Origin of the sequence: Paenibacillus sp. FSL W8-0194, from assembly GCF_037969745.1 — a bacterium.
In the GTDB taxonomy this organism is placed as follows: domain Bacteria; phylum Bacillota; class Bacilli; order Paenibacillales; family Paenibacillaceae; genus Paenibacillus_AQ; species Paenibacillus_AQ cookii.
On the sequence record NZ_CP150205.1, the window covers coordinates 419,311 to 445,964 of the forward strand.

Annotated in this window: 26 protein-coding genes, 1 tRNA gene and 1 pseudogene; 20 read left to right on the top strand and 8 right to left on the bottom strand. The window is 55.6% G+C overall.

From position 1 onward, the window contains the following. Positions 1-12 precede the first annotated feature (12 nt). Both MKY58_RS01730 and MKY58_RS01735 read left to right on the top strand, forming a co-directional pair. Complete coding sequence (locus MKY58_RS01730; protein ID WP_339323201.1) at positions 13-540, top strand: sigma-70 family RNA polymerase sigma factor; 528 nt, start codon at positions 13-15, stop codon at positions 538-540. After that, positions 530-1,921 carry a DUF4179 domain-containing protein gene (locus MKY58_RS01735; RefSeq protein ID WP_339323202.1) on the top strand — a complete coding sequence of 464 codons (1,392 nt, stop codon included), beginning with the start codon at positions 530-532 and terminating at the stop codon, positions 1,919-1,921. The genes MKY58_RS01730 and MKY58_RS01735 overlap by 11 nt, the downstream gene beginning before the upstream one ends. Positions 1,922-1,977: 56 nt before the next feature. On the opposite strand, the gene MKY58_RS01740 is transcribed toward MKY58_RS01735, so the two are convergent. Beyond that, the gene (locus MKY58_RS01740) at positions 1,978-2,559 is read right to left on the bottom strand and encodes a TIGR00730 family Rossman fold protein (RefSeq protein WP_339323203.1); all 582 of its coding nucleotides are present in this window, start codon (positions 2,557-2,559) and stop codon (positions 1,978-1,980) included. A 385-nt stretch (positions 2,560-2,944) separates the two neighbouring features. Between MKY58_RS01740 and MKY58_RS01745 the strand changes: the two genes are divergently transcribed. The 5 genes from MKY58_RS01745 to MKY58_RS01765 all read left to right on the top strand — a co-directional run bounded on the left by MKY58_RS01745 (position 2,945) and on the right by MKY58_RS01765 (position 7,586). Further along, the gene (locus MKY58_RS01745; protein WP_339323204.1) at positions 2,945-3,991 is read left to right on the top strand and encodes a lactonase family protein; all 1,047 of its coding nucleotides are present in this window, start codon (positions 2,945-2,947) and stop codon (positions 3,989-3,991) included. A gap of 353 nt (positions 3,992-4,344) precedes the next feature. Next, positions 4,345-5,454 (top strand): sulfate ABC transporter substrate-binding protein, encoded by a 1,110-nt coding sequence (locus MKY58_RS01750; RefSeq protein ID WP_339325015.1) that lies wholly within the window; start codon positions 4,345-4,347, stop codon positions 5,452-5,454. A gap of 30 nt (positions 5,455-5,484) precedes the next feature. Next, positions 5,485-6,324 carry a sulfate ABC transporter permease subunit CysT gene (cysT, locus tag MKY58_RS01755; RefSeq protein WP_036708671.1) on the top strand — a complete coding sequence of 280 codons (840 nt, stop codon included), beginning with the start codon at positions 5,485-5,487 and terminating at the stop codon, positions 6,322-6,324. After that, positions 6,325-7,185: a sulfate ABC transporter permease subunit CysW gene (gene cysW, locus MKY58_RS01760; protein WP_339323205.1), complete on the top strand. Its 861-nt coding sequence runs from the start codon at positions 6,325-6,327 to the stop codon at positions 7,183-7,185. A 173-nt stretch (positions 7,186-7,358) separates the two neighbouring features. Further along, the gene (locus tag MKY58_RS01765; RefSeq protein WP_339323206.1) at positions 7,359-7,586 is read left to right on the top strand and encodes a YezD family protein; all 228 of its coding nucleotides are present in this window, start codon (positions 7,359-7,361) and stop codon (positions 7,584-7,586) included. 140 nt (positions 7,587-7,726) lie between these two features. On the opposite strand, the gene MKY58_RS01770 is transcribed toward MKY58_RS01765, so the two are convergent. Then, a complete protein-coding gene (locus MKY58_RS01770; protein WP_339323207.1) occupies positions 7,727-8,593 on the bottom strand; it encodes a hypothetical protein in 867 nt (288 codons plus the stop codon). A gap of 71 nt (positions 8,594-8,664) precedes the next feature. Beyond that, complete coding sequence (locus MKY58_RS01775; protein WP_339323208.1) at positions 8,665-9,318, bottom strand: MgtC/SapB family protein; 654 nt, start codon at positions 9,316-9,318, stop codon at positions 8,665-8,667. A gap of 367 nt (positions 9,319-9,685) precedes the next feature. On the opposite strand from MKY58_RS01775, the gene MKY58_RS01780 reads away from it, so the two are divergent. The 6 genes from MKY58_RS01780 to MKY58_RS01805 all read left to right on the top strand — a co-directional run bounded on the left by MKY58_RS01780 (position 9,686) and on the right by MKY58_RS01805 (position 18,097). After that, the gene (locus tag MKY58_RS01780; protein ID WP_339320778.1) at positions 9,686-11,032 is read left to right on the top strand and encodes an ISLre2-like element ISTco1 family transposase; all 1,347 of its coding nucleotides are present in this window, start codon (positions 9,686-9,688) and stop codon (positions 11,030-11,032) included. A gap of 304 nt (positions 11,033-11,336) precedes the next feature. Next, complete coding sequence (locus tag MKY58_RS01785) at positions 11,337-11,906, top strand: glycerol-3-phosphate responsive antiterminator (protein ID WP_339325016.1); 570 nt, start codon at positions 11,337-11,339, stop codon at positions 11,904-11,906. Between the two features lie 19 nt (positions 11,907-11,925). Next, a complete protein-coding gene (gene glpK, locus MKY58_RS01790) occupies positions 11,926-13,401 on the top strand; it encodes a glycerol kinase GlpK (protein WP_339325017.1) in 1,476 nt (491 codons plus the stop codon). Between the two features lie 158 nt (positions 13,402-13,559). Continuing rightward, positions 13,560-15,242 (top strand): FAD-dependent oxidoreductase, encoded by a 1,683-nt coding sequence (locus MKY58_RS01795; RefSeq protein ID WP_339323209.1) that lies wholly within the window; start codon positions 13,560-13,562, stop codon positions 15,240-15,242. 502 nt (positions 15,243-15,744) lie between these two features. Then, on the top strand, positions 15,745-16,377 hold the full coding sequence (locus MKY58_RS01800) for an NAD(P)H-binding protein (protein WP_339325018.1): 633 nt from the start codon (positions 15,745-15,747) through the stop codon (positions 16,375-16,377). 97 nt (positions 16,378-16,474) lie between these two features. Continuing rightward, complete coding sequence (locus tag MKY58_RS01805) at positions 16,475-18,097, top strand: NAD(P)H-hydrate dehydratase (protein WP_339323210.1); 1,623 nt, start codon at positions 16,475-16,477, stop codon at positions 18,095-18,097. Positions 18,098-18,119: 22 nt separating this feature from the next. On the opposite strand, the gene MKY58_RS01810 is transcribed toward MKY58_RS01805, so the two are convergent. After that, positions 18,120-18,593, bottom strand: a complete 474-nt coding sequence (locus MKY58_RS01810) for a hypothetical protein (RefSeq protein ID WP_036708685.1) — start codon at positions 18,591-18,593, stop codon at positions 18,120-18,122. Positions 18,594-18,871: 278 nt separating this feature from the next. On the opposite strand from MKY58_RS01810, the gene MKY58_RS01815 reads away from it, so the two are divergent. Further along, complete coding sequence (locus MKY58_RS01815; protein ID WP_339323211.1) at positions 18,872-19,087, top strand: hypothetical protein; 216 nt, start codon at positions 18,872-18,874, stop codon at positions 19,085-19,087. A 249-nt stretch (positions 19,088-19,336) separates the two neighbouring features. Here the strand turns inward: MKY58_RS01815 and MKY58_RS01820 are convergent, their stop codons facing one another. After that, entirely contained in the window at positions 19,337-19,861 is a 525-nt protein-coding gene (locus MKY58_RS01820; RefSeq protein ID WP_339323212.1) for a DUF1572 family protein, read from the bottom strand. Between the two features lie 277 nt (positions 19,862-20,138). Continuing rightward, positions 20,139-21,431, bottom strand: coding sequence for a serine--tRNA ligase (gene serS, locus MKY58_RS01825; protein ID WP_339323213.1), 1,293 nt, complete (start codon positions 21,429-21,431; stop codon positions 20,139-20,141). Positions 21,432-21,949: 518 nt separating this feature from the next. Between serS and MKY58_RS01830 the strand changes: the two genes are divergently transcribed. The 4 genes from MKY58_RS01830 to MKY58_RS01845 all read left to right on the top strand — a co-directional run bounded on the left by MKY58_RS01830 (position 21,950) and on the right by MKY58_RS01845 (position 24,400). Continuing rightward, positions 21,950-22,252 carry an MTH1187 family thiamine-binding protein gene (locus tag MKY58_RS01830; RefSeq protein ID WP_036708885.1) on the top strand — a complete coding sequence of 101 codons (303 nt, stop codon included), beginning with the start codon at positions 21,950-21,952 and terminating at the stop codon, positions 22,250-22,252. 100 nt (positions 22,253-22,352) lie between these two features. Further along, positions 22,353-22,424: transfer RNA gene (locus tag MKY58_RS01835), tRNA-Thr, on the top strand. Positions 22,425-22,589: 165 nt separating this feature from the next. Beyond that, positions 22,590-23,648 carry a tyrosine-type recombinase/integrase gene (locus tag MKY58_RS01840; RefSeq protein ID WP_339323214.1) on the top strand — a complete coding sequence of 353 codons (1,059 nt, stop codon included), beginning with the start codon at positions 22,590-22,592 and terminating at the stop codon, positions 23,646-23,648. A 2-nt stretch (positions 23,649-23,650) separates the two neighbouring features. Continuing rightward, positions 23,651-24,400, top strand: coding sequence for a helix-turn-helix domain-containing protein (locus MKY58_RS01845; protein ID WP_339323215.1), 750 nt, complete (start codon positions 23,651-23,653; stop codon positions 24,398-24,400). Positions 24,401-24,426: 26 nt separating this feature from the next. Here MKY58_RS01845 and MKY58_RS01850 read toward each other — a convergent pair. Then, positions 24,427-24,666 (bottom strand): annotated as a pseudogene (locus tag MKY58_RS01850) (Bro-N domain-containing protein); the annotation flags it as partial. A 494-nt stretch (positions 24,667-25,160) separates the two neighbouring features. Beyond that, on the bottom strand, positions 25,161-25,385 hold the full coding sequence (locus tag MKY58_RS01855; RefSeq protein WP_339323216.1) for a helix-turn-helix transcriptional regulator: 225 nt from the start codon (positions 25,383-25,385) through the stop codon (positions 25,161-25,163). Positions 25,386-25,492: 107 nt separating this feature from the next. Here MKY58_RS01855 and MKY58_RS01860 point away from each other — a divergent pair, with 107 nt between their 5' ends. Both MKY58_RS01860 and MKY58_RS01865 read left to right on the top strand, forming a co-directional pair. Further along, positions 25,493-26,080: a hypothetical protein gene (locus MKY58_RS01860; RefSeq protein WP_339323217.1), complete on the top strand. Its 588-nt coding sequence runs from the start codon at positions 25,493-25,495 to the stop codon at positions 26,078-26,080. 62 nt (positions 26,081-26,142) lie between these two features. Then, a complete protein-coding gene (locus MKY58_RS01865) occupies positions 26,143-26,415 on the top strand; it encodes a hypothetical protein (RefSeq protein ID WP_339323218.1) in 273 nt (90 codons plus the stop codon). The last annotated feature ends 239 nt before the right edge of the window (positions 26,416-26,654 follow it).

Here is a 26,654-nt window from a genome sequence, read left to right on the forward strand (position 1 = left end):
GGGTTAAGCGTGATGAGCGACCCGGAACTTACGGCCGCTGCCTGCCATGGGGATGAAGAAGCGTTTTACGCGCTGGTATCCGGATTAAAGAGAAAGCTGTACGGCATTGCGTTCAGCTATTTGGGCAATGAGGCGGACGCTCTCGAAGCCATGCAGGAAGCGGTGTGCAAAGCCTGGGCGAACTGCGGCAAGCTGAAAGAAGCTTCGGCCTTCGAGGCGTGGCTGGTCCGCATTCTGATCCGCTGCTGCATCGACGAACAGAAGCGGAGGAAACGGACCCTGCCGCTTCTGTTCGACAAAGATGAGCGCATGGCCGAGATGGTCAGCGACAGCAGGCTGGACTTGCATCAGGCGATGGGGCGGCTGAGGCCGAAATACAGGCATGTGCTTGTGCTGAAATACTATCAGGATATGACGCTTGCCGAAATTGCCAACGTGTTGGACAAACCGGAGGGCACGGTAAAAACATGGCTTCATCAAGGCTTGAAGCAGCTGCGCGGCAAACTGAACGCAGGGGGCGAGGTATATCATGGGGAATGAACAAGAACGGCTGCTCGAGCAATATTTCGAGCCGGCGCATATCGCCAGGCGGAGAATTCCCGAACAGCGGCTTGATGCCGCGATCAAAAACGGAATGGGGCGAGGGGGAAAAGCCCAATACCGGCGGCGGGTCGGCAGGGTGGCTGCATCCTGCGCGGCAGCATTACTTTTGCTTGTTGCGGCTGCCGTCTATGTGCCCGAGCTGACTTTTGGAGGCCGTTCGGCATCCTTGCAGAGTGCAGCCGAACGGCAAATTCCGGCTTACGTCGAATGGTCCGTCGGCAAACGGGGGATGCTGCGCGAAGCTTTGGATCAGGGGAAATATCAGGCGGTCGGCGCAACGGCATCCTATGAGGGTTACCATGTCACGGTGGACGGAATCATGACGGACCGGAAGCATGTCGTGCTGTTTTATACATCGAAAAGCGATCAAGGGGATCGGATCACGCCCGTAAATCCCGGCCTGTACACGAAAACCTACGATAAGCTGCCGTTTCGGCAATTCGTGCGCGACGATCGTCAAAAAACGGGATATTACGACGAGGGAAGCTACCGGGATATGCTGATCTTCGATCTGGCTGGCAGCACGCAGCTTCCGGACGAGTTTTATTTTTCGGGTAAGTGGAGCAACGGCGAGCCGGTATCGACGCAAAAATTTCTGGAGGTAAAGATTCCCGTAGACCTATCCAAGCTTGCGGTTCTTGAACGAACGATACCGGCTGGCCAATCGTTTGATTTGGAAGGACAGAAGATCAAGCTGGAGACGATGGTGCAGGTTCCCGAACGTTTGAACTTAATACTGACTTCGGATGCCGGCACGCCCAATATCGCCCGTTTTTTGGATTGGGGACTCTACACGAAAAATGACCGCGGAAACATGCTTCAGCCAGCCATGGGCCCGATAAAGGAAAACGGCGAGCTCATCTTTAGTTTCCATGCTCCGGACTATGTGAAGGGAGACCCGCTTGAACTGCGGGGATCAGGGATTGAAACGGCTTTTCGGGGGAAAAGGAAGCTCGTGATCGACACGAAACAGTTTAAGCTGATTCAAGCGCCGGACAGCAGGCTGAAGCTGGCTTCCATCGAAACGTCATACGAACGGATCCGCATCACCTCGGGGTTCCCGAGTTTTGATCCGCGGATTACCCAGTTTATGAAAGTAAACCCCGAATTCACGGACGGAAAAGGAAACAAACATAAGTTGATCGCCAACAATGCCGAGGTGATTCACGAGGGGTGGAGAAAGGATGCCGATACCGGATTGGATGCGTATTATTTCGACATTCCCGGCAAGGCCTATCCGCAGCCCCTAACCTTCGAGGCGGAGGAATATCCCGGTACGTTCATCCCAAAAACATTCAGCCTCACGATTCAAAAATAACGAAAAAAACAGACCGGGCGCGGCAGGCCCCCGGTCTGTTTTTGGCTTCATCTATGTTACGTTTGGTCAGGCTTGAGAAAGGTTTTGACGGCCGGCGGCTCGTAGGCGCCGAACTGGTCGAGCAAGCGGCCCGGGTCGGTGTCGACCAAAGCCATGGTCAAATATTTTTCGTGCAGGAACTGCTCGCGGGCCATATGCTTGAAAAACTCGAGCAGAGGATCGTAATAATGGTTGATGTTCAGGAATCCGAGCGGCTTGCGGTGCAGCCCGAGCTGGGCCCACGTAAAGATTTCGAAAAATTCCTCCATCGTTCCCGGCCCTCCCGGCAGGGTCATGAATCCTTCGGACAATTCGGCCATTTTGGCCTTCCGTTCGTGCATCGAATCGACGATGATCAGCTCCGTGAGATGTTTGTGGGATATTTCCCTTTTGTCCAAAAACCCCGGCATGACGCCGATCGCCTGTCCGCCTTCCGCCAGGACGGCATCCGCGACCGCCCCCATCACGCCGATGCTGGAACCGCCGTACACCAGCGTAATGCCGCGCCGTGCCAGTTCCTTCCCGAGCTGCTTTGCGCCTTCCGCGTACACGTCCGACGCACCTTTGCTTGAACCGCAAAATACGGCTACCGATTTCAATCCAATCTCCTCCTCCAAAACGTTTTCTCTCATCTAGACATTGCCGATTGCTTCGGAAGCTTACGCTTTCCAGCCGGACTTACATCAATGCGATCCAAGCCCGGAAACGCAGAGTCTCCCTCACAGCATGTCCGCATGCAAGAGGGCTCATGCGTTCACGTCCTAAAAATGGAAGAACTTGCGTTCCGATACCATTATACCTGCAAAAAGTTTTGTCATAAAGGATGGGAATGCAGCAAAAAGAATGGGGAAGGGCGTTTTTTCGCCGGCCGAAAAAAGCGAAGTTAGCGTTGCCCCGCGGCACGGAAAAGATTATTGTTAGAGTAACGGACAAGCGACATGGACACAGCAAGGGAAAATAGAATGAAGGAGCGGGATGAAAAGGATGAGCGACAACAAAAGATGGTTTTACGCCGGTACATACGCGGGTGCGGACGAAGAAGGCATTTTTTTGTGCGCCCTCGACATGGATAACGGCAGCATGGAAATCGTGCGCGGAACGGACGGCATCGCGAATGCGTCGTTCCTTGCGCTGGATGCGGCCAAAGACCGTTTGTATGCCGTGAGCGAGACGGAGGAAGGCGAAGTGTACGCCTACGCGGTAGATGGGGAAACCGGCGAACTGCAGCTGCTGGACCGCAAGCCGACCCACGGCTCGGCCCCTTGCTACATCGCGTTAACCCGGGATGGAAGCCATGTGCTGGCGGCCAATTATTCCAGCGGCCACGTGAACGCCTACCGGATCGAAGGCGACGGGAAACTTGCCGAGACAAGCCTCGTCCGCCATAGCGGCAGCAGCGTCAATAAGGAACGCCAGGAAGGGGCGCATCCGCATTCCGTGTTCCAGGACCCGACCGGGACATACGCGCTGGTATGCGATCTCGGCTTGGATGAAATCGTGTTTTACCGTTTGGACGGCGGCAAGCTTCAAGAGCATAACAGGGTTAAAATCGCTCCGGGGGCGGGTCCGCGCCATTTCGAATTCCATCCTTCGGGCAAGTGGGCGTACGGTATCAACGAGCTGGACGATACGGTCAATGTGTATGCGTTCGATGGGGAGGCCGGGAACCTGGAGCTTTTGCAGACCTTGTCGGCATTGCCGGAAGGAGCCGCAACCGGAAGCAGCAGCGCGGACATCCATATTTCGCCATGCGGACTTTTCCTGTACGCCTCGAACCGCAGCGACGACAGCATCGGGCTGTATCACGTCGACCCGATGACGGGGCTCCTCAAGGCGGTCGAGTGGGTATCGACGGGGGGCCGAACCCCGCGCAACTTCGCGGTCGTCAAAGGCGGTTATGTGCTTGCCGCGAACCAGAACAGCGACTCGGTCGTTTCCTTCCGCATCGACAAGGAAAGCGGACGATTGACGCCGACGGGGCATACGCTATCGCTGCCGAAACCGGTTTGCGTCGTCCCGGTGTATAAATAATATTTTGCGTGCGGCTTTAGGCAGCTTTCGCTTGAATGCGAAGGCTGCCTTTTTATGCGGGTTCGCCGCTGTTTGAAAAAAGCCGCTTTTTTTCTAAAAAAAGGATTGACGGCGCTAAGAGTCATGATTACAATACCAATATAACATACTAAACAGGTAGGATTAATCAAAAATAACAACGCAACATTATCCGAATCACATCGTTCCCGCCGTACAAACGGAGGAACCGCCGATCCGAATGGCAAGATGCGCTTTTTTAGCACGCGCAGATCATTGGACAGGGGTTTCTCCGTTTTTTTGTGGCTTGAAGCTTAGGCGGGGAACATCATTTAAGAAATGGGAGTGGGACCATGATGAATCGCAAGGGGATCCAAATCGCAAAAAAAGGAGCGGCAATCACGCTCGCAGTGCTGCTGACGGCGGCGCTGGCCGCTTGCGGCGCAAAAAAAGAAGCCGGTCAGTCCGCAGCGGCGGGGGGACAGAGCCAAGGCAGCGAGGCCAAAAGCGAAACCAAAAGCGAAGCCAAAGAGATTCAATTGCTGAACGTTTCGTATGACCCGACCCGGGAGCTGTATGAAAATTACAACAAGGCGTTTGCGGCGTATTGGGAAAAAGAAAAGGGGCAAAAAGTCACGATCAAGCAGTCCCATGGCGGTTCCGGCGCGCAAAGCCGCTCCGTGATCGACGGATTGGAGGCGGACGTGGTGACGCTCGCTTTGGGTTACGACATCGACGCCATCCAGAAAAAAGGGCTCATTCAAGAGGGATGGCAGGACAAATTCGAGCTGAACAGCACGCCGTACAATTCAACCATCGTCTTTTTGGTGCGGAAAGGCAACCCGAAGGGCATCAAGGACTGGAACGACCTGATCAAGGGCGACGTGCAGGTCATTACGCCGAATCCGAAAACGTCGGGCGGAGCAAGGTGGAATTACCTGGCCGCTTGGGGATACGCCCTGAAGCAGAACAACAACGACGAGCAAAAAGCAAAAGAATTCGTGCGCGAGCTGTTCAAGCATGTGCCCGTGCTGGACACCGGCGCCCGCGGGGCGACGACGACGTTCGTGGAGCGGGGCATCGGCGACGTGCTGCTGGCGTGGGAAAACGAAGCGCTGTTGTCGGTCAAGGAGCTGGGCCCGGACAAATTCGACATCGTTTATCCTTCGGTCAGCATTTTGGCGGAACCGCCGGTGGCGGTCGTGGATAAAGTCGTGGACAAAAAAGGGACGCGCGAGGTCGCGGAAGCTTACCTGAAGTATCTATATTCGGAGGAAGGGCAAAAAATCGCCGCGGAAAACTTCTACCGCCCGACGCTTTCATCGGTGCTGGACCAATATAAAGACACGTTTAAAACGCTCGATCTGTTTACGCTAAAGGATATTTTCGGGACATGGGCCGAAACGCAAGCGAAACATTTTAACGACGGCGGGGTATTCGACGAGATCTATACGCCGGGCAAATAATGGGGACCGAGCAAGGGAAGGGGTGAACGCATGAGCCGAAGAAAAACGGGCCAAAGCCGGGTGCTTCCCGGCTTCGGCCTGACGCTGGGATTCAGCGTCGCGTATTTGAGCCTGGTCGTGCTGGTGCCGCTCTCGGCGCTGCTCATCAACTCGACCGGTCTCGACTGGGCCAAGTTCTGGCAGGTGGCGACCGACCCGCGCGTGCTTGCCTCGTACCGGATCAGCTTCACGACGTCGGCCGCGGCCGCGCTCGTGGATGCCGTGCTTGGCCTGCTGTTGGCCTGGGTACTCGTCCGTTACGAATTTCCGGGAAGGAAGCTGTGCGACGCGCTGATCGATTTGCCGTTTGCGCTGCCGACGGCGGTGGCTGGCGTGTCGCTGACTGCCTTATATGCCCCGAACGGATGGATCGGCTCGCTGCTGGCGCCGCTTGGCGTTAAAGTCGCCTTTTCGCAGCTTGGCATCACGCTGGCGCTGATGTTCATCGGCCTGCCGTTTGTCGTCCGGACGCTCCAGCCGGTCCTGCAGGATATGGACCGCGATGCCGAGGAGGCTTCCGCCACGCTTGGGGCCGGCAGGTTCCGGACGTTCCGCAGCATCGTGCTGCCGGCGCTGGTTCCGCCGCTGCTTACCGGCTTTGCTCTCGCTTTTGCCAGAGGCATCGGGGAGTACGGCTCGGTCGTGTTTATATCCGGCAATATGCCGATGAAAACGGAAATCGCGCCGCTGCTCATCATGTCCAAGTTGGAGCAGTACGATTACGCGGGAGCGTCGGCCGTAGCGGTGCTGCTGCTGCTCATTTCGTTCCTGATGCTGCTGGTCATCAATTCGTTGCAGCGATGGTCCAGCCGGAAAAAGGAGGCGGTATAGATGGCGGGAGGCGTACCTGGAGCCGCTGCCGTGAAGCAAGTGCAGGCGTCGCGGGCCGCAACGGAAAGACCGTTCGTCAAATGGCTGCTGATCGCCGGCGCAGGCCTGGTTTTGTTGTGGTTGATCGTGCTGCCGCTTGTCGTCGTCCTGACGCAGGCGCTGAAAAAGGGATGGGACGTGTATATCACCGCTTTGTCGGATCCGGATGCGCTGTCGGCGCTGAAACTGACGCTTTTTGTGGCGCTTGCGACCGTTCCCTTGAATACGATTTTCGGGGTGGCCGCCGCTTGGGCAATCGCCAAATTCAAATTTAAAGGCAAGGGCGTTTTGATCACGCTGATCGATTTGCCGTTTGCGGTTTCCCCGGTCATCGGCGGGCTGATCTTCGTGCTGGTGTTCGGGGCGAACGGCTGGTTCGGCCCGTGGCTGGCGGACCATGACGTCAAAATCATTTATGCCGTCCCCGGCATCGTGCTGGCGACGCTTTTTGTCACCTTTCCTTTCGTGGCGAGGGAACTGATCCCGCTCATGGAAGATCAGGGCCAGCAGGAAGAGGAGGCGGCCATCACGCTTGGCGCGAAAGGCTGGACCGTGTTTACGAAGGTGACGCTGCCGAACATCAAATGGGGCCTGATTTACGGAATCATCCTTTGCAATGCGAGGGCGATGGGGGAATTCGGCGCGGTATCGGTCGTGTCGGGACATATCCGCGGAGAGACGAACACGCTGCCGCTGCATGTGGAGATTCTGTACAACGAGTACCAGTTTTCGGCCTCGTTTGCCGTCGCTTCGCTGCTTCTGCTGCTGGCTCTCGCGACCCTGCTGATCAAGAGCCTGTATGCAAGAAAACATGAGCATTGACGCGGCCCCGGGAGCGGCCGGAGCAAATTTTACAAAATCCGGATTGACAGCGATTTTGGCGGCATGATAATGTAACTGTAACATCATAAAACAAAGTAAATTGGTTGGAAAAGAATGAATTGATTGTGTATGCAATTCATGAATATCGTTCTGAAGCAAAGGAGGCGCTTGTCATGGCAAAAGGGCTCCAGTTAAATGAGGTATGGCTTGAGAGGATCGCCGGCCAGCTAAACGACATGGAATTCGGTTCCCTGCATATCGTCGTGCATGAAGGCCAAATCGTGCAAATGGAACGGACGGAGCGGAAGCGCTTTGAGAATACGCCCTCCAAGCCGGCGAAGGCGGGAATCGCAGCCAGATCGAGGCAGGATTTGAAAAAGGCCGCGCCGGACCGCCGGTAGCGGCGGCCGGGCAAATCTGCTTCAGCTCCCGGAATCTTCCCGGGCAGGGACCCGAACAGAACAGACACGGAAGGACGGAACGGAAAAAGTCAAAACCCGCTGATGCAGCAAGCCGTAATCGAAGGCTTGCCGTCAGCGGGTTATTTGTTGTGCCGCGTCGGGTCGCCAGGCTCCAACAAGTCGGCGGAACCCGCGTACGGACGGTCCCTCCGCGAACGTTTCGGTCCCAATCCGAAACCGCACAAAAACAAGAGAATTTGAACCGCTAATATGTAAGGGGCAGCCTGCAGGCCGGCAAGATGGGCCGCTGCCGCGGCGGTGATGCATAAGGCCAGCATCCGATAAGCGAATTTGGGCGAATCCTTGCGGGGCGTCATCACGGCAAAATGAAAGGAAACGACGGCCACGAGGCATGAAACATACCGCATCCACAGCTCGACTCCGGTCCAGGAAAGCGCCGGGATACGATGATCATGGAACTGCCCGTAAAGCCCCAGGCTCCAATAGACGATGCAAGCCAAAAGGAAAAAAGGCACCGCAGGCCGCACGAGCTTCCAAAAGGCCGTTCCCCACCCCGGGTTGTCCAACGAGCGGATAATGGAAGCCTGCTCGGCGATTTTTTTCTTGATCTCGCGGTCCAGCAGCCGTTCAAGCTGGGCATGGCGCGAGGCGTCCCGGTCCCTGGCATAAGCGTCGATGGCTTCGATCATCTCCGTCGTCACCAGAGGGGCAGCTTTGCATTGCTGCAGGAGCAGATGCAGCGGTTCGGGCTCATGCTCCGCTTCATCCGGAGCGGCATCCGCATCGCCGCTCAGCATGCCTGCCGCGCGGCAGTACGGATCAAGCGTCTGGCGCAGCCTTTCAAGCCGTTCCGAGGCGGCCTTTCGAAAAGAGCGGGCGGTGCGGACGTATATCCATATGAACGCGATCACCGCAAATCCCGTAAAGATGATTCCGGACTGCGTACCGGTGAGATCATCTGCATGAATCCAAGCCGCAAACGGCAATGCGCAACCCTCCTTTATCGCGTTTGATTCCACTATTGCACAATAGGCTCCGGATTTCAATATTTCCTGAATTATTCCAGCTTCGCCGACAAAATATGCGGCAAACTGTCCAGATCCTCGAGCAGCTCCTGCAGGGTCCCGTTATATTTCGTTTTGGCATCGATTTTAAGATGGTACATGCCAAGGCGTTCGGGGTCCTGCTCCATTTCGTACGACGAGATGGAGATTTTCCGCGACGTTAGCGACTCCAATATCGGCTTGACGGATGATTTGGAATCCAGCTCGAAGGAAATCTGCAGCGCCCGCCCGGATTTGAAAATCATGCTGAGCAGTTCCAGGCCGATCATGACAAGGACCGTCGCGCTGATGCCCGCGGCATACATGCCCGAACCGATCGTCAAGCCGATGCCCGAGGTCGCCCATACCCCGGCCGCCGTCGTCAATCCGCGCACCATTTTCCGTTCAATGATGATCATGCCGGCCCCGAGAAAACCGATGCCGCTGACCGCCTGCGCCGCGACGCGGCTCGGATCCAGCGAGACATGGCCGTGTTCCAGCACCTGGGAAAAGCCGTATTGCGACACAAGCATAATAAGCGCGCTGCCGACCGCGACGAGAAAATGGGTTCTGAGCCCCGCCTCCTTGGCCCGCAGCTCCCGCTCCAGGCCGATGATCGCGCCCAGCAGCCCGGCTACCGCCAGACGGATGATGTACTCTGCAACCATGCATTCATCAGCTCCTTTGCAAAATATAGAATCGATCCTGATCGCCGCTTTTGGATTTGCCGGCGGCACACCATTTGGATAGAAATGGGTTATCCCATATGATAACAGAAAAGAACGAGCTTCGAGGACGGCCGTCCTGATATCGGAAGAAAAATTGGCGCGGATAACGGGTGTCTATATTTTTATGGTTATAAGAAAGTTTAAACATAAAGAACGCTTTTATATCCGGCGAACCGCTTTCGCCGCCGGCCGGATAGTGTAAAATCTCTGTGGGTGTAGGAATTGGAAAAAGCGGATATAGAAAAAGAGCTTCTCCCTTGGTAAAGTGATGTTTGACGCACAACACACCAAGAAGGAGGAAGCTCCTGTGAGCCACTTTACCACAATAATGCCGACGATGAAAGAGATTGAGCAATGGATTTTCCGGAAAATGCAGGAGGAATTCGCTCGTGCGATGAAGCAGGTGCTGGAGGCGCTGGATCAGCAGATCCTGGAGCAACGGGACCGAGAGCGTTATCGAGTAAAGGACGAGCGTGAAACAAGCGTCAACACAGTGTTCGGGAATGTGCGCTTTAAGCGGAGATTGTACTGTGACCGTAGAAGCGGCAAACACGTGTATCTGCTGGATCAGCTGTTGCAATTCGAAGGGCGCGGGAAAGTCAGTCCGCATTTGGAAGAGACAGCAATCGCATTCGCAAGCCAAGGACCGTCGTACCGGGACAGCGCAAAGCGGCTGGAGCAGCTTTTGGGCTACAATGTGCTGAGCCACCAAGCGATCAGGGAAAAACTGATGGAGCGTGCGCAACAGCCGATGCCAGCGGTGAAACGGCGCGCTGCCCGCGTGCTGTTCGTGGAAGTGGATGGGCTGTACACGAAGCTGCAGCGGAGCAAAAAGCGCGGGATGGAGAACGCAATTGCAGTCGTACACGAAGGCTGGGAGAAGAACGGCAAGCGGGTACAGCTGAAGAACAAACAGCATTACCTGCATACGAGCGGCGGCGACTTCTGGGAAGGGTTCGGGGACTTTCTGGTGGAGCGTTACGAAATCGACGAGAACACGTGGCTTGTGGTGAACGGAGACGGCGCGGCGTGGATCGGGGAATGTACATCCTACTTTCACCAATGTCTGTACATGCTGGACCGCTTTCATGTGGCGCGTGATTTGAAACGCTTTGTTGGTCATTTGCCGCAGGTGTGGGAGACCGTGAGACGGTCTTTGGCCAAACAGGATGCAGCCGCGCTTATGGCGGTCCTGGAAGGCGTGTCGGAGCAAGAGATAGCGGAAGAGAACCGGAAGGATTGGAAGCCGTATAAAAGATTTCTAAAGCGGCATGAGAAGCATTTGGACGACTACCGAAAAACACTCCAGGCGAAGGGGATCGACACAAGCGGCATGCGCCCGATGGGAAGCGCGGAATCGCAGATGCGTATATTCGCCAAGCGGACGAAGCGTGGCGGGTACAGTTGGAGTGAGCGAGGCGTCAGGGCGATGCTGAGGACGATGATGAGGATTCAAGAAGCGGGCACGGTGGTAAGAACGGTTGAAGGACAAGCGAGTAAGCAGGCAACGCCGCAGCAGTCGATAAACATGCGGCAATTGCTCAAGAACGTGACGCAACCGGTCAAGGGTTGTATCGCTGGAATGATTCGCATGCTGCAAGGACCGAAGCAAAGCAGCACAACGGGTATGGCACTCAAAGCACTTCGCGGATAACGGCAAAAAATTCTGACAAATCACTTGTGTTTGATGAAAGAACGAAGCAAAGCGCTTACAAGGAAGAGGTTCCTTCGGGGTTCGCGTTCCAGGCATCTTAAATGACTGCCCACGCTAGCTTGACACTGACCGCCGGCCGAAGCGGGTAGACACCGCTTACATTTTGATTTATAATGAATCGCAAGTTCATAAAAGTGGCGGAGAAAAGGAGAACACGCGAATGAAGTCCCTCTGGGGACCGTTTGGTGTTTTTCTTTTCTCTTTTTCGTTTTATCGTAAAAAGGAACAGGGATGGGGGAGCGACATGACCTTTACGAATCAACGCATTTTGCCGGCCGCCCGTAAAGTGAAGGACCTGGAAAAACTGATGAAATTGTCGTACGAGCATATCGTCATTTTGGATACGCACATCAGCCAAATCAGTTCGATCGTTCAACTCGCGAAATCGCACGGCAAAAAGCCGCTGCTCCACGCGGATCTGATCGAGGGGCTGAAAAACGACGAATACGCGGCGGAGTATTTGTGCCAGGTCGTGAAGCCGGCGGGCATCGTTTCGACCCGGGCTGGGGTCATCGCGAAAACGAAGCAAAACGGGCTGCTTGCGATTCAGCGCTTATTCCTGCTGGATACGAATGCATTGGAGAAAAGCTACGCGATGTTCAAGCGGACGCAGCCCGATTACATCGAAGTGCTGCCCGGCGTGATCCCGCATATGATTACCGAAGTGTCCGAACGAACCGGGATTCCGGTGTTCGCGGGCGGGCTGATCCGCACGGTGAACGACGTGGAACAGGCGATTGCCGCGGGAGCGTCGGCCGTGACGACGTCGAACGTCGAGCTGTGGAAGCATTTTGAGCATAAGGAGGGGGACTAGGTTGCCGCAAACCTATATTATGGCTCTCGATCAAGGGACGACCAGCTCCCGGGCCATCATTTTCGATAAAAACGGGCAGGTCGTCAGCTCGGCGCAGCAAGAAATCAAGCAGTATTTTCCGGAACCGGGCTGGGTCGAACACGATGCGAACGAAATCTGGGTTTCGGTGCTGGCCGTGATTGCCGGGTCGTTGTCGATGGCGGGCATCGGGCCCGAGCAGATCGAAGCGATCGGCATTACGAACCAGCGGGAGACGGCGGTCGTGTGGGACAGAACTACGGGGAGGCCGATCCATCGCGCGATCGTATGGCAGTCCAGGCAATCGGCCGACATTTGCGAAGACTTAAAGGGCCGGGGATATGAAGAGCTGTTCCGCCAAAAGACGGGCCTTGTCATCGATGCTTATTTTTCAGGAACGAAAATCAAATGGCTCCTCGACCACGTCGAGGGAGCCCGTGAAAAGGCGGAAAAAGGCGAGCTGCTGTTCGGCACGATCGATGCCTGGCTCGTATGGAAGCTGACCGGCGGCAAGGCGCATGTGACCGATTATTCCAATGCGTCGAGGACGCTTCTTTATAACATCCACGAGCTCGCTTGGGACGACCAATTGCTTCAAATTTTAGATATTCCGAAAGCGATGCTCCCGGAGGTGCGTTCGTCCTCCGAGGTATACGGAAGCACCGTGGAGCATCATTTCTTCGGCAGGCAGGTGCCGATCGCCGGCATCGCGGGGGACCAGCAGGCGGCACTGTTCGGTCAGGCCTGTTTCGAGAAAGGGATGGCCAAAAACACGTATGGAACCGGCTGCTTCATGCTGATGAATACCGGGCATGAGGCGGTCGACTCCAAACACGGCCTGCTGACGACCATTGCCTGGGGGATTGGCGGCCGGATCGAATACGCGCTTGAAGGCAGCGTGTTTGTGGCCGGATCGGCTTTGCAGTGGCTGCGGGATTCGCTACGGATGCTGAAAACCGCGGCGGACAGCGAGCAATATGCGGCACGCGTCCCGTCGACCGAAGGCGTATACGTCGTGCCTGCATTCGTCGGCATGGGCACGCCCTATTGGGACGGCGACATGCGGGGAGCCGTTTTCGGGCTGACGCGCGGAACGACAAAAGAGCATTTCGTTCGGGCGACGCTGGAATCGCTGGCGTATCAGAGCAAGGACGTGCTGGACGTGATGGCCGTCGATTCCGGACTGAAGCTGACCAGCCTGCGCGTGGACGGGGGCGCGGTGCGCAACGAATTTCTGATGCAGTTTCAAAGCGATCTGCTCGATACGGAAGTGGAGCGGCCGATCGTCAACGAAACGACGGCGCTGGGCGCCGCTTATTTGGCCGGGCTTGCGGTCGGCTATTGGAAGGACCAGGACGAGATCAAAGGGAGCTGGAGGCTCGACCGGTCTTTTAAACCGGCCATGCCCGATGATGAGAGGCGCCGCCTGTATGAAGGGTGGCAAAAGGCGGTTCGGGCAGCGATGGCTTACAAATAGGGATACTGCAATCGCCGTTTGCATGCTATAATGATTACAAGTTCATACGATGGTAGGAGACGTTTGAGACAACCACGAACGCCCGCGCTTCGCGTTTTGCACGCGAAAGCTGCGGGATCTTCGTGGTTTTTTTACTTTATCGAAAGAGGGGCTGCGATATGAAGCATAGGTTTTCCGGAATGGATCGCCGAACCAGGCTTGAGGAAATGGCAAACGGGATTTATGACGTTCTGATTATCGGCGGCGGCATCACAGGGGCAGGCATTGCCCTGGATGCGCAGAAGCGGGGAATGAAAACGGCCTTGATCGAGATGCAGGATTTTGCGGCGGGAACGTCCAGCCGATCGACCAAGCTGGTCCACGGCGGGCTTCGCTACTTGAAGCAGTTCGAGGTGAAGATGGTGGCCGAGGTCGGAAAGGAACGCGCCGTGGTTTATGAAAACGGGCCCCACGTCACGACGCCGGAGTGGATGCTCTTGCCGTTTTACGAAGACGGCACGTTCGGGGCGTTCACGACGTCGGTCGGGCTGCGCGTGTACGATTTCCTGGCAGGGGTTAAACCCGAAGAACGACGCAAAATGTTAAGCAAAGAAGAGACGCTCGGCAAAGAGCCGCTGCTGCGGAAGCAGGGCTTAAGAGGCGGCGGTTATTACGTGGAGTACCGCACGGATGACGCGCGCTTGACGATCGAAGTCATGAAAAAAGCGGTGGAAGCCGGGGCGAGCGCCGTCAATTACGCCAAAGCGGAGGAGCTTGTATACGAAGGCGGCAAACTGGTCGGGGTGAAGGCAAGAGACGTCATCGGCGGGGGCGTATACGAGATCCGGGCCCGGAAAGTCGTCAATGCAACCGGGCCTTGGGTCGATACGCTGCGGGAGCTGGACCGGTCCAAATCCGGCAAAACGCTGCGCCTGACCAAAGGCGTGCATCTGGTTTTCGACGGCTCGCGTTTTCCGCTCCGGCAGGCGATTTACTTCGATACGGCCGACAAACGGATGGTGTTTGCCATTCCCCGCGACGGAAAAACGTACGTGGGCACGACCGATACCGACTATGCGGGAGACACGGTTCATCCGCGCGCGACGGCCGAGGACCGGGATTATTTGTTGGCCGCCTGCAATCATATGTTTCCAGAGCTGCTGCTGACGGCGAAGGATATCGAATCCAGCTGGGCGGGCCTGCGTCCGCTGATCTACGAGGAAGGCAAATCGCCTTCGGAAGTCTCGCGGCGCGACGAAATTTTCGTTTCGCCTTCGGGCATGCTGACGATCGCCGGCGGCAAACTGACGGGTTATCGCAAAATGGCCGAAACCATCACGGATCTGCTCGCCCGGAAGCTCCAGGCCGAAGGGTTCGGGCCGTTCGCCCCGTGCGCTACGCGGACGCTGCCCATTTCCGGCGGGGATGTAGGCGGCTCGGCGCGTTTTCCCGAATTCGTTCGCGAAATGACGGAAAAAGGCAAGCAAATCGGCCTCGCGCCGGAATCGGCCCAACGGCTTGCGCTCCGTTACGGCTCGAACGTTCCGGCCGTATTCGACCGGATCCTTTCGGCGCAAAAGGCCGGTACGGGCCGCGGACTGTCCCGGGAAGTGCAGGCAATGCTTCTGTACGCGATCGAGGAGGAAACGGCGGCAAAACCCGTCGACTTTTTCATCCGGCGGACCGGGGCGCTGTTTTTCGATATCGCATGGGTGCGACAGTGGAAAGAACCCGTCGTCAGCTTCATGGCGGAGCAGTTGGGCTATAGCGAAGAACAGGTTCGGGAATACGCGGAAGAGCTTGAGCTGGAACTGAAGGCGGCCGTCGTGCCGGCGGAAGAGCTGGAACCGGTGTATTCGTAACGCAGGGCTCGCCGGCTCTTTCCCACCTCCGAAACGGGATGCGATGGCGCCGGAACGGACGCCGCGGCATAAACGAATACATGAGCTTGCAAGGCTAACGAAGGCCAAGGCGCCGCGACTCCCGTACCCGGGAGCGCGGCGCTTTTTTTTGCGGGATAATAGGAAAAAATATTCGACAAAGCTTGGATGAAGCGGCACTTGGTCATTCGGCAGATGTTAATAAGACAAGTCAACGGATAGAATCGTCGAATGAATTGAAACGTGGGCTGCGGTCGCGGGCGGCGACAGTCCCATGAATCGTTCGGTCTATAAAGGATGGATGGGGGAAATCGCGTGTTTTCTGTGCCGCGTGTTGAACGCCACCCGAAGATTTGCGGGCATAAAACGGCTTTTAAGGGTAATATAGGAATAGCGGAAAAGAGATCATTTGGACTAAAGCTTCGGCAGGTTCAAAGCAAATTGAGACAGAGGAGACATCTTCATGACAGAAACCATTCACCCCATGAACATAACGATTTTCGGAGCCACCGGCAAAGTCGGGCAGGCCTTGGTCCGGGAGGCGCTAAACCGCGGCCATGACATAACGGCTGTCGTACGCGACGCCTCCCGGTTAAAGATAGAGCATGAACGTCTGCATGCCGTGGAGGGGAATTTGTTGGACCCCGCGACGGTCGAAAGAAATGCGAAAGGACGCGAGGCGGTGATCAGCGCCTACGGACCGAAGCCGGGAGAAGAGGAGGAGCTGCTTGAAGCGGCGCGTTCGCTGATCGAAGGGGTACGCCGTTCGGGAACGAAACGCCTGCTTGTCGTAGGCGGCGCCGGCAGCCTGCTGACCGATGACGGCACCCGGCTGATGGATACGCCTTCGTTTCCGGAAGAATGGTTTCCGCTGGCTGCGGCGCATGCCGACGCCTACGTGATTTACAGCCGTTCCGACCTGGATTGGACGTATTTGAGTCCGGCGGCCGCACTGGAAGACGGCCCCCGCAGCGGCAATTTCAGAATCGGCATCGACCGGCTGATCACCGACGAGCTCGGCAGCAGCCGGATCACGATCGCCGATTTGGCCGCGGCGCTTGTGGATGAACTGGAGGATCCTTATTTCGTCCGTTCAAGATTTACGGTGGGGTATTGAGGCAAGCACGCGGGCTCCGCTTCCCTCAAAGCGGAACATGCGGTCGGTTTACGCGAAAATGATGGGTGCGGACCTGCTGACAAGGAGGTAGACTTGAATGCATATCGTAACTTCGGCGCAGATGCGGGAGCTCGATCGCCGCGCAATAGAGGAGATCGGCATTCCTTCCATGGCGCTGATGGAAAACGCCGGCAAGGCGATCGCGGAGGAAGTGATCCGGCTTTGCCGCGAGCGGCAGCCTGCACGGGCAGACCGGAATGAGGCGGAAGGCATCGGCCGGCAAGCAGGAGGGCGCGGATGCATCCGGGGCGACGCCGGCCTTGCGCTGGATCAGCCGGAACGCGAGCATTGGCTGATCCTCGCCGGCAAGGGCAACAACGGCGGCGACGGTTTGGTGGCCGCGCGTCATTTGCGCGAGGCGGGCATCCGCGTGACGGTGGTCTATGCCCTGCCGCCGGAGCAGCTGCAAGGGGATGCCGCCCTGCAGCGGGACGCCGCCGCGGCCCTTGGCATCCCCTTGCTTGTCCACGGGCGCGATGCCGTGGACTATGACGGATGCACGGGCATCGTTGATGCCCTGCTTGGGACCGGCGCCCACGGCCAGCCGCGGGGCGCGTACGCGGACATGATTGCCGCGGCGAATGCCAGCGGCAAGACCATCGTGTCGGCGGACATCCCCAGCGGGCTGGACGCCGACACGGGGGAAGTCGGCCGGCCGTGCATCGCGGCCCGGCTGACCGTTTGCCTCGCGTTCCTGAAGCGAGGCTTGACGCAGTACCCCGGCGCGGAAGCCGCCGGGGAGGTGGTGGTGCGCTCCATCGGGATACCCTCGGAGCTGTGCGGTCAGCAGGAAGGGGGCGCCTTCCTGCTGACCGAAGCGGTGCTGCGCGGCCGCTTGCGCGTAGACACGGCGCGCCGCCGCTCGCCGGACGGCCACAAAGGCACGTATGGCCACGTGCTTGTGGCGGCCGGAAGCCCGCGCATGAGCGGCGCGGGCCTGCTGTGCAGCCGGGCGGCTTTGCGTGCGGGCAGCGGCCTCGTGACCTGGGCGTTGCCTGCACCGCTGCTGCCGCATATGGCCGGGGCCGCGCCGGAAATTATGCTCGCCCCCGCCGCGGACGGGGACTGGGACGAGGCTTCGGCCGAAACGGTGCTTCAGCTTGCCGCAAGCCGCAGCGTGCTGGCCATCGGCCCCGGGCTGGGGCGGTTTGAAGGAGACGGTCGCTGGCTGCGGCGCATATGGGAGCAGTCCGAGCGTCCGCTTGTCGTGGATGCCGATGCGCTGAATATGCTCGCGGACTGCAAAGACTTGCCCGTCTGGCAGGGAAGGAAGGCGGATGCGGTGCTGACGCCGCATCCGGGCGAGATGGCCCGCCTGACCGGCTTGTCCGTCAAGGAGGTCCAGCGGGACCGGATCGGCGCCGCTTCGCTGTATGCGGCAACCCATCGGGTTACGCTTGTGCTCAAAGGGGCGCGCACGGTCATTGCCGGGCCGGACGGTACCGTTTATGTCAATACGACGGGCAATGCGGGCATGGCGACGGCCGGATCGGGAGACGTACTGACGGGCATCATCGCCGGATTGTTGGCCCAGGGGCTGGACGGCGTCCAAGCGGCCGCTTACGGCGTTTACCTGCACGGACTTGCCGGCGAAGCTGCGGCCGAAAGACGCGGACACCCGTCCTCCCTGATCGCGGGCGATTTGATCGAGGCGCTTTAACCGACGGAAAACCGTGCTCAACTTACAGCCAAAACAGGCAAATGAGCGGAACGACAAGCGCAAACAGCGGGGTAAGCAGGGAGCGGTCGGAGAACATCCGCTTTCCCAGGAAAAAAACGAGCACCGTGCATACGCCCGCGGCCGCCCCGATGTCGCGGTAACCGTCAAACGCGGGATTAGCGGCGAACAGGCCGTAAAAAGCGCTATACGCCGCAGCCGCATACAAGGCGGCCTGCTTCATTTTGCTCAGCGGCGGCAGCACGGCGAGGATCGCATCGGACGCGATGGAGATCAGCATGGCGTAGCTGTAAACCCAAATTTCGGGCGTAATGGACATTTCGGGGTCCGCCGCGTTCCAAGGCGTTTCCGGAACGGGAAACATCCGGGAAATCAGCAGGAGCATCAGCAGCGTCAATCCCGCGGAGGCCAATTTGTTCATCGTATATTTTCCCGACTTCAGCCGGGCATGGATAAAGGAATAATCCGGTTTCATCATTCGTTTTCACCTTGCCCCATCGTCATTCTCGTCAGGATTTTGCCAATCCTCATGGTACAGCATAATCACAAGCCGCGGGAAAGGTTACAGGAGAAGTCCGGCTTTTAAGGGGGGACGGACCCCAAACCGATTTGCGGGCAGGTGCTTGCCGCCAAAACGCTGCTCGATGTCTGTTTTTGGAACATGGAGAAAGTAGATTCTTTGGGTTGGAACATGAATTCGGGCCTGTTTTGCGGGAACGGGAACTTGGATTCGGTCGATGAAAAGGGAGTGGGTGCATGAAGAAATTCATGGCAGGCGTCGGCCTTTTTTTCGGTGCGGCGGTTGTGTTGTCTACGGTTTATCTGCTGGCGGGCGGTTTGGCGGATATAGTGCTGATCGTCGGTTTTAGTATCGTGATCGCCATGTTGGGCGTCGTGTTGTACGACCGGCATCGGGAGCTGGATGCAAGAAAAAGGGCGGAGAAACGTCGGCAAATGAACCGGAGTATGTAACACCAGGGCCTAATCCACGAAAGGATCAGGGACCGATGGCGGACGATCGCTACCTCACATGGAGTAGTGTGGAATCGGACTCATCAAATCTTTGAGAATGTTTAGTCCCGGGTTCCGGGAAATCGCCGCGAAAATGGAACCGCATAGAATTCAGCCTCCCGCCAAAAAAGGCGCGGGAGGCTTTTTTCTTAAGATCCCGGGCTGTTGTTCCGGATATCTTTATTCGACAAGAACCGGGCGGTACGAAAATCACGCTTTTTTTCTTTTCGGTGTGCTAAGCGTCTGCCATTCGTCGCCTTGAATCATTTTGGCCAGATAAATGATTTGGCCGACATGGCCTGAATAATGCGACATCTGGCGCTCGACGGCTTCAAGCACGGAATGCGGCTTCTGCTTAATATAGACGGTCCTCAGCAGGTCCTCGCCTTTGAGTTCCGAAAGCGTCCGTAAAAATACGTCCCAGCCCCGGTTCCACACGGCGAGGAGCTCTTCCCGGGACGAAAGCGTGCCTTCGAATTCCTCGTCCCGGTTGCGTCCGGGTTTTTCGCCGTCCGTCGTCAGAAAATCCGTCCATCGCGAGATCATGTGGCCGCTGATGTGTTTAACGATAATCGCGATGCTGTTGGACTCTTCGCCCGGAGCCCAATTCAGTCTGGCATCGTCCTTGATTTGGCTGATGGCCTTTTCGGCCGACGCTTTGAGCTCTTTGAATCCGGCGGTTGCGATTTGAAGATAAAGATTGGCTACATCCTGTACGTTCGAAGGAGTTTCCATCCCAACACCTCCAGCATGAATGTGAGACGTTCGCAGCGATGACTTGTTGTTGTGTACAACCAGTATATTCCTGAAGGTCCGGCGTCTGCAACAACAGGAAAATGCTTTTGGTACCGGTCGTAACCGGACAGGTCGGCTATGCACTTCATCGTTCAGGATCAAGGGCAGCCCTCGTGGGAATGCCAAAATTCCCGGCCGCATCGGGTGCAGCGCGTTGTTAGTATTGTATGAGGGGGATCCTGGTAAATGCCGGTTGAATACTTTTTCTGTCCTAAAGTTATTCCTCGGGTTCGGGTGGCGTGAGCCGCTCGATGCCGCCCATGTACGGCCGCAACGCTTGCGGGATATCTATGCTGCCGTCCGGCCGCTGATGGTTTTCGAGGAGCGGGATCAGAATGCGCGGCGAAGCGACGGCCGTGTTGTTTAGCGTATGGCAGTACTGGAGATTGCCGTCCTCGTCCCGGTAACGGATATTCGAACGCCGGGCCTGAAAATCCAGCAGGTTCGACGACGAGTGCGTTTCGCCGTAGGCGCCGCGGCTTGGCATCCACGTCTCGATATCATATTGTTTATACGTTTTTTGCGACATATCGCCGGTGCACACGGCCATCACCCGGTATGGAAGCTCCAGCATCCGCAAAATCGCTTCGGCATGGCCGGTGATCTCCTGCAAAATAGCCTCCGATACGCTAGGGTCGTTTTGGCAGAGAACGACCTGCTCGACCTTGGCAAACTGATGAACCCGGTACAGTCCACGGACGTCCCGACCCGCCGAGCCGATCTCGCGCCGGTAGCAGGCCGACATGCCTGCCAGTCGGATCGGCTGGCCCACGTCGACGATTTCGTCGCTGTAATACGACACAAGCGATACCTCCGACGTGCCGACAAGCCATTTTCCTTCGTCCGCGATCCCGAAGGTCTGATCCTGCCCAGCGGGGAAGAACCCTGTGCGGGTCAAGGCTTCCGGCCGGACCATGACCGGCACGTCCATCGGCGTAAACCCGTGCGCCGCCAAATAATCCAGCGCCAGCCGCTGCACCGCAAGGTGGAGGTAAAGGCCCGCGCCCTTCAAATAATAATTGCGCGTCCCTGCGGTTTTTACGCCCCGCGGAATGTCGAATAAATCATGCATTTCCCCGAGGGCGACATGGTCCCGCGGCTCGAAATCAAAAACCGGCGCTTCGCCGAAACGGCGAACCTCGACGTTGTCGCCGTCGTCCTTGCCGATCGGCGTATCCTCCGACACGACATTGGGAACGAGCAGAAGCAGCTCCGATACCCGGCCTTCGGCCGCCTGAAGTTCCGTTTCGAGGGCGCCCAGCGTTTCGTTCATGTCTTTCACCTGTGCCATCAGCGGTTCTGCTGCCCCCCGGTTCCCTTGCTTCATGAGGGGAGCGACTTCCTTGCTCAGCTCGTTTCGCCGGGCCCGGATCGCTTCCGTTTGCCGGAGAAGTTCCTTTCGTTTGGCATCCCACGCGAGCAGCTCCTCCACCTGAAAGGGGATGTTTTTGTGGATGGCCGTTTGCTGCACCCGCTTTTGATTGTTGCGGATAAATTGCATGCTTAACATGATTTTGACAGCTCCTTTGTCCGAAAAAATACAAAAAGCGCCCTCATCCTTTGGGACGAGGAGCGCTTGCTCGCGGTGCCACCCAAATTGACCGGTTTGACGCTGCATTCAGCGGCAGGGACCGATCCCCTTGGTTCCGCGGTAACGGACGGAAAGCCGGTTAACTTAGAGAGCAACACCTGTTATTGCTCCGGTCGAAAACGCCTCGCAGTTGGATGCTGGTCATCGGCATAATATCGGTGTTCAATTCTTGCCGCTAAGTATAGCGTAATCCGTTTTCCCGCGCAATATGCATTTGCTGCTTGCATTAAATCAAATGCGCGAATCCCGTTACAAGCGGGATGGAGGACATTTCTAACCGGTATGCCGCTTTTCGGGCAAAGGGCGCCTCGTAAAGCTTTGCACACGGTCAATCGATGTTTCGGAGGCTTTGCTATCTTTTCCGGAGTTGGATACAATAGGGGGAGATGAACGGGCCCGATTCAGGTTGCCCGAGCAAAGGACAGGGAGGCAAAAACATGGCGATTGCGGAAGTGACGGTCATTCCGATCGGAACGGCGACGACCAGCCTGAGCGCTTACGTGGCCGATATGCAAAAGGTGTTGGCGAATCAGCAGGGCATCAGTTATCAATTAACGTCGATGAGCACGATTATCGAGGGTTCGCTTGAGGACGTATGGAAAGCCATTGCGGCGCTTCATGAAGCTCCGTTCCTTGCGGGAGCGCAGCGGGTATCCACTTCTGTCAAAATCGACGACCGGCGCGACAAACCATCCTCGAGCGCGCAGAAGCTGCAATCGGTGCGGGCGAAGCTGCAATAGCGCCTCCTAAATTTTTTTGGGATAAACTATTGCATTTCCCCGGAAAAGCTGTATAATAGTTTATGTTTCGTTTGATTGTTTGAATGAAACGCCTTGTTAAGCTGGTGTAGCTCAGGGGTAGAGCAACGCACTCGTAATGCGTAGGTCGGGGGTTCAATTCCCTTCACCAGCATCCTTATCGCAATTTTCCCGTAATATCAACGTCTGGACGATCGTTGAATGTAACGGATAGGCAACGTCAGGTCGACGCATTCTATTCGTTGAAATGGACGAACGTTGGCGCAGAAATACGGTCAAATCGGAGTCTCCTACAGTACATTGTAGGGGGCTTTTTGCTATGAACACGGATCCGCGCAAAGGAAAACAAGCGATTATAAACAAACGTAAGGGCCGCGGCCAAGAAATCGGAGCAACACCGTTAGATATTGGGTTCGACCTATTTTTTAGCGCCAAACGTACAGAGGGCGTACGCAGTCGGACGCTCGCAGATTACAAAAGCTACTGGCGATATTTTCGGGAATGGCTCGCGCAAGCACATCCGGAAATCCAATTTATCGGGCAAATTACGGTAGTAACTCTCCGGGAATACATAGAGTATATGTCGCACGAACATAAGAGATATGAGGGCGTGGAGTGCCGGAAACAGGACGGAAAGACTCTTTCACCTGCAACTGTAGCCTCGAGACTTCGAGCATTACAGACGATGTGCAAGTTTTGGGCTGCGGAGGGGTTGGCGCAAACAAATCCAGCAGAGAAGATAAAAGCGCCGCGTAAGGACATGGCTGAAAAAAGTATCATCACCGACGAGCAGTTATCGGCTATTATCGCGGCAGCCGACACAAGTACATTCGCAGGCTATAGAGATAGGGCCCTAATGTTACTGCTTGCCGATACCGGACTCCGGATTAACGAGGCCTTACATTTAGAGGAATCCTTTATCGATATTCAGTCGCGATGCATTCGTCTTCCAGGCCATCTAAATAAAAATCGCAAGCCTCGTGTTGTTCCGGTCTCCGCATCGGTCTTGCGTGAGATCGTTCGCTTAATGGATGAGAATCGGGAATACTTCGATACGACCTATATTTTTGTCTCTAACTACGGCGATCGATTAAAGGCTGATCAGTTCCGCAAGAGGCTTCGCCAGTATGCGACAGATGCCGGCATTGATACTACTAAAACGAAAGTTTCTCCGCACCGTTTTCGGGATTACTTCATAACGAATTATTTGCTAAACGGTGGCGATCTGTTTACCCTACAGCGAATTGTAGCGCATGCGGATATTAAGACCACGCAGGGATACGTGAAGGTAAACGAAGAGGCAATGCGTGATAGCCATACGCAATTTTCTCAGATTGCGCGTCTGGGGTTACCACGACCTAGAAAGAGAGGTCGCTGAGTATGACGAAGCAGTCAGGCGGAATTGTTCGCGTATCCAAACGCGAGAGCGGCTACACGATTATGGACCCGTATTTTTTATCGGATGAGCGTCTGTCCTGGAAATCGAAAGGTGTTCTCGCGTACCTACTGTCTAAGCCGAGTAACTGGCGCGTATTCGTTTCGGATCTCGTCAAACGTTCAAAAGATGGCCGCGATGCCGTATATTCCGCGCTAAAGGAACTCGAACAAGCCGGATATGTTGAGCGCCGTCAAACGCGCGACGAATCGAATAGGATAACCGGGTTGGAAACGGTAATTTACGAGCGGCCGATTGTCGATGATCCGGACCCGGATATTCCACATACGGAAATTCCCGACGTGGCAAAACCGAACGCGGAAAAAACGACACAAGTTATTAATAATTTAAAGACTACTGATTCTAAAAGAGAAATAAATAAAAGCGCCAATGAAGCCATTTTACAAGCACTAGCAAAGGCACTGCATAGGCTGCCGCTCAACGATACGGCAACCCTCTATGACTTCTATTTCGCCGATATATACGCGATGCTGACGCGTAGATTTAGCGATCGATTAGAGGAGGACGTTATCGCTTTAGCTGCCGATCGGTATTTCCAGAAGGCCGTTGATCTGCGGACCGGATTGCCGAAACCTAGCGTCTATTCACCGGTCGGTGTGTTTTACGATGCGTATGCCGAGGCATGGGCGGAGTGGGAAGCCGCAAATTTCAAGCGTAAGTTGGCGGGCGGTTAAGAATCGTCCAAAAGCATATCAGTCGCGTACATTCCAGTGCGTCGGATTGTCGGGATGACTTCGTGTGTGATCCACCGTTTAAATTGTTTTGCTTCGGGTTTGCGGCTGCCGAGGATCAAGGAGTAAAGGCCAGGTTCGTTTACTGCTAATTGGAGTCTGTCCTGCCTGCCATCATTTAAAATGACATCAGCTTTTTCATCTTGCTCTAGTCTGGTGAGAGCTTGAGCAGGGTTTCCGATTTTCAATACGTTACAGACATCCTTCGCGCCTATAATACGTCTACGTTTACGTAGCCATGACAATCAATAACTACTATGGTAGAATTGCAAAATAATTAGGGGAGGGGAAACTTTGGCGAGGAAAACTGTAACGAAAATGATGGAGGAATGGATGGAGAGGGAGAGGAATAAACCCAAAATTGTACGTAATAAAAGCGCGTTATACGAAGTCTTTTTGGGACCAATAGAGACCAAAAAAGACTGTGTTGAGGAAAACGAAAATAATCTAAAAGGACCGCGCCCATAAACGGGTTGGCGGTCTCTTTTTTTTTACTTCTCTTCGTTCAAAAACTGAATTATCCCGGCTATAGTACGTCCAAGCCCCGGTTTCTGCGTTCCGAATACGTACATAGTCCGGCGTATATCGATCGATATATCCGCGCTCTGCCTCGATATACACTCCGCAAGGATCTTCCTCCCAAACGGATATTAGCGCGCCGGAAAGGGCTGCTGCAAAGAATTGGACATCTTGTGATAGTGTCTTACTCATCCGGTACCTCAACCAAAGTAATTATCTTGCTTATATCATTAACATCGAGGGCTTCCGCTATTTTGGCGATGTGTTCAAAATTAATATTCCCCCTTTTACCGTTCACCAATTCGGACAATGCGGCCCGCCGAACATCGGCTTTTAGAGAAAGCTCATTAAGCGTCATCCCACGTTCATGCAGCAACCCTCCGAATACTACCTTAACTTTGTACGCCAATTAAAATACCTCCAAATTAATAGTTGACTGTACTCATAAGCGTACATTATAATCAAAACAAATGATGTACGCATAAGCGTACGTTTTGAAAAATAGGAGGTTTCAAAATGAACGGAATTATCATCGTTCCTACATACGCAGTTTCTTTCGAACGCACGTCCCGGCGCGGATACTATATCGTCACCCTGGACGGCAACAAACGCTATATTCCTTCCCGCCTTTTTAGCGCAGTATTCCCGCGGATCGACCGCAGACTTACGGCCGGTTCCCTCGAAGCAAGCGCACGCGAAATCGAAGCCCTCGGTACCCTCGCGGAGATCGTGGACAAGCATCGGTACCAAATCCGTTATACAGTCGAACTCGGCTACGATATCTACGGCCGCCCGTGCGCAACCAACTACATAGTCAACGCGGTCGATCTCGGTCAGTCTATCGCAATAACTTCTGCAGCCTTCCTCCGGATAACTGGCGCGGACAAGCGTGCGACGATCGGATGCATGGACGTAACGGCCGCACAGCTCGACGATTTAGGCTTTGTACGGAAGGAGGTTGCGGCAGATGTACGCAATGAGCGCCCTGTCCAGGGGAATTCGTCGATGTCGACTAATCTTCCTTTCGGGATACTCGTAACAACAGATTATCACGCAAGACACGACGCCGGATTATCGCTGCGCTTCGCCTGTTCTACGCGCTAGTCGTTATTGCTAAAGAAATCCTCTCGTAATTACGCTCCGATGATGCCCGCGCAGCCACGCGGATGAGCGGAGGGGTGACCGGTTGTTATCCGACGGTCCTTGCGCCAACATTGACCGCCGAAGTCCCGTACCTGCCGGCCGCCAACAGGTGGGATCGCCATGCGGGAGTTTTATCGTCGGACGGCGCCAAACGTTCGGCGGAAATCCGGTCGGTTCTGCGCCAACAGTTCCGGACGGGTACACAATTTCCTACGGTAAACACCGCGATTATCGCAAGCGGGCGGCCGGTTAAATCCGGTATAGGGCACCGCTCGTTTGCGTTTTATATTAAGTAATACGTACAATGCGAACATACGTTCCGACTTTTTTTGAAAAATAAACGTATATTTTTATGGTGTTTGCGGACCTAAAAAGGGGAGGTATTTTTTTCAGGACATGTATTTTTAATAGTTTTGTGGCTACAGGTAGTGGATAACCCGTATTTTTCGCCGTTTTGTGACCTCTAAAGTAGGGGGCTTACATTTTGCCCGTCCTCAGGACCTAGAAGTTGAAGGGAAATTTCCTTTCGAAGATA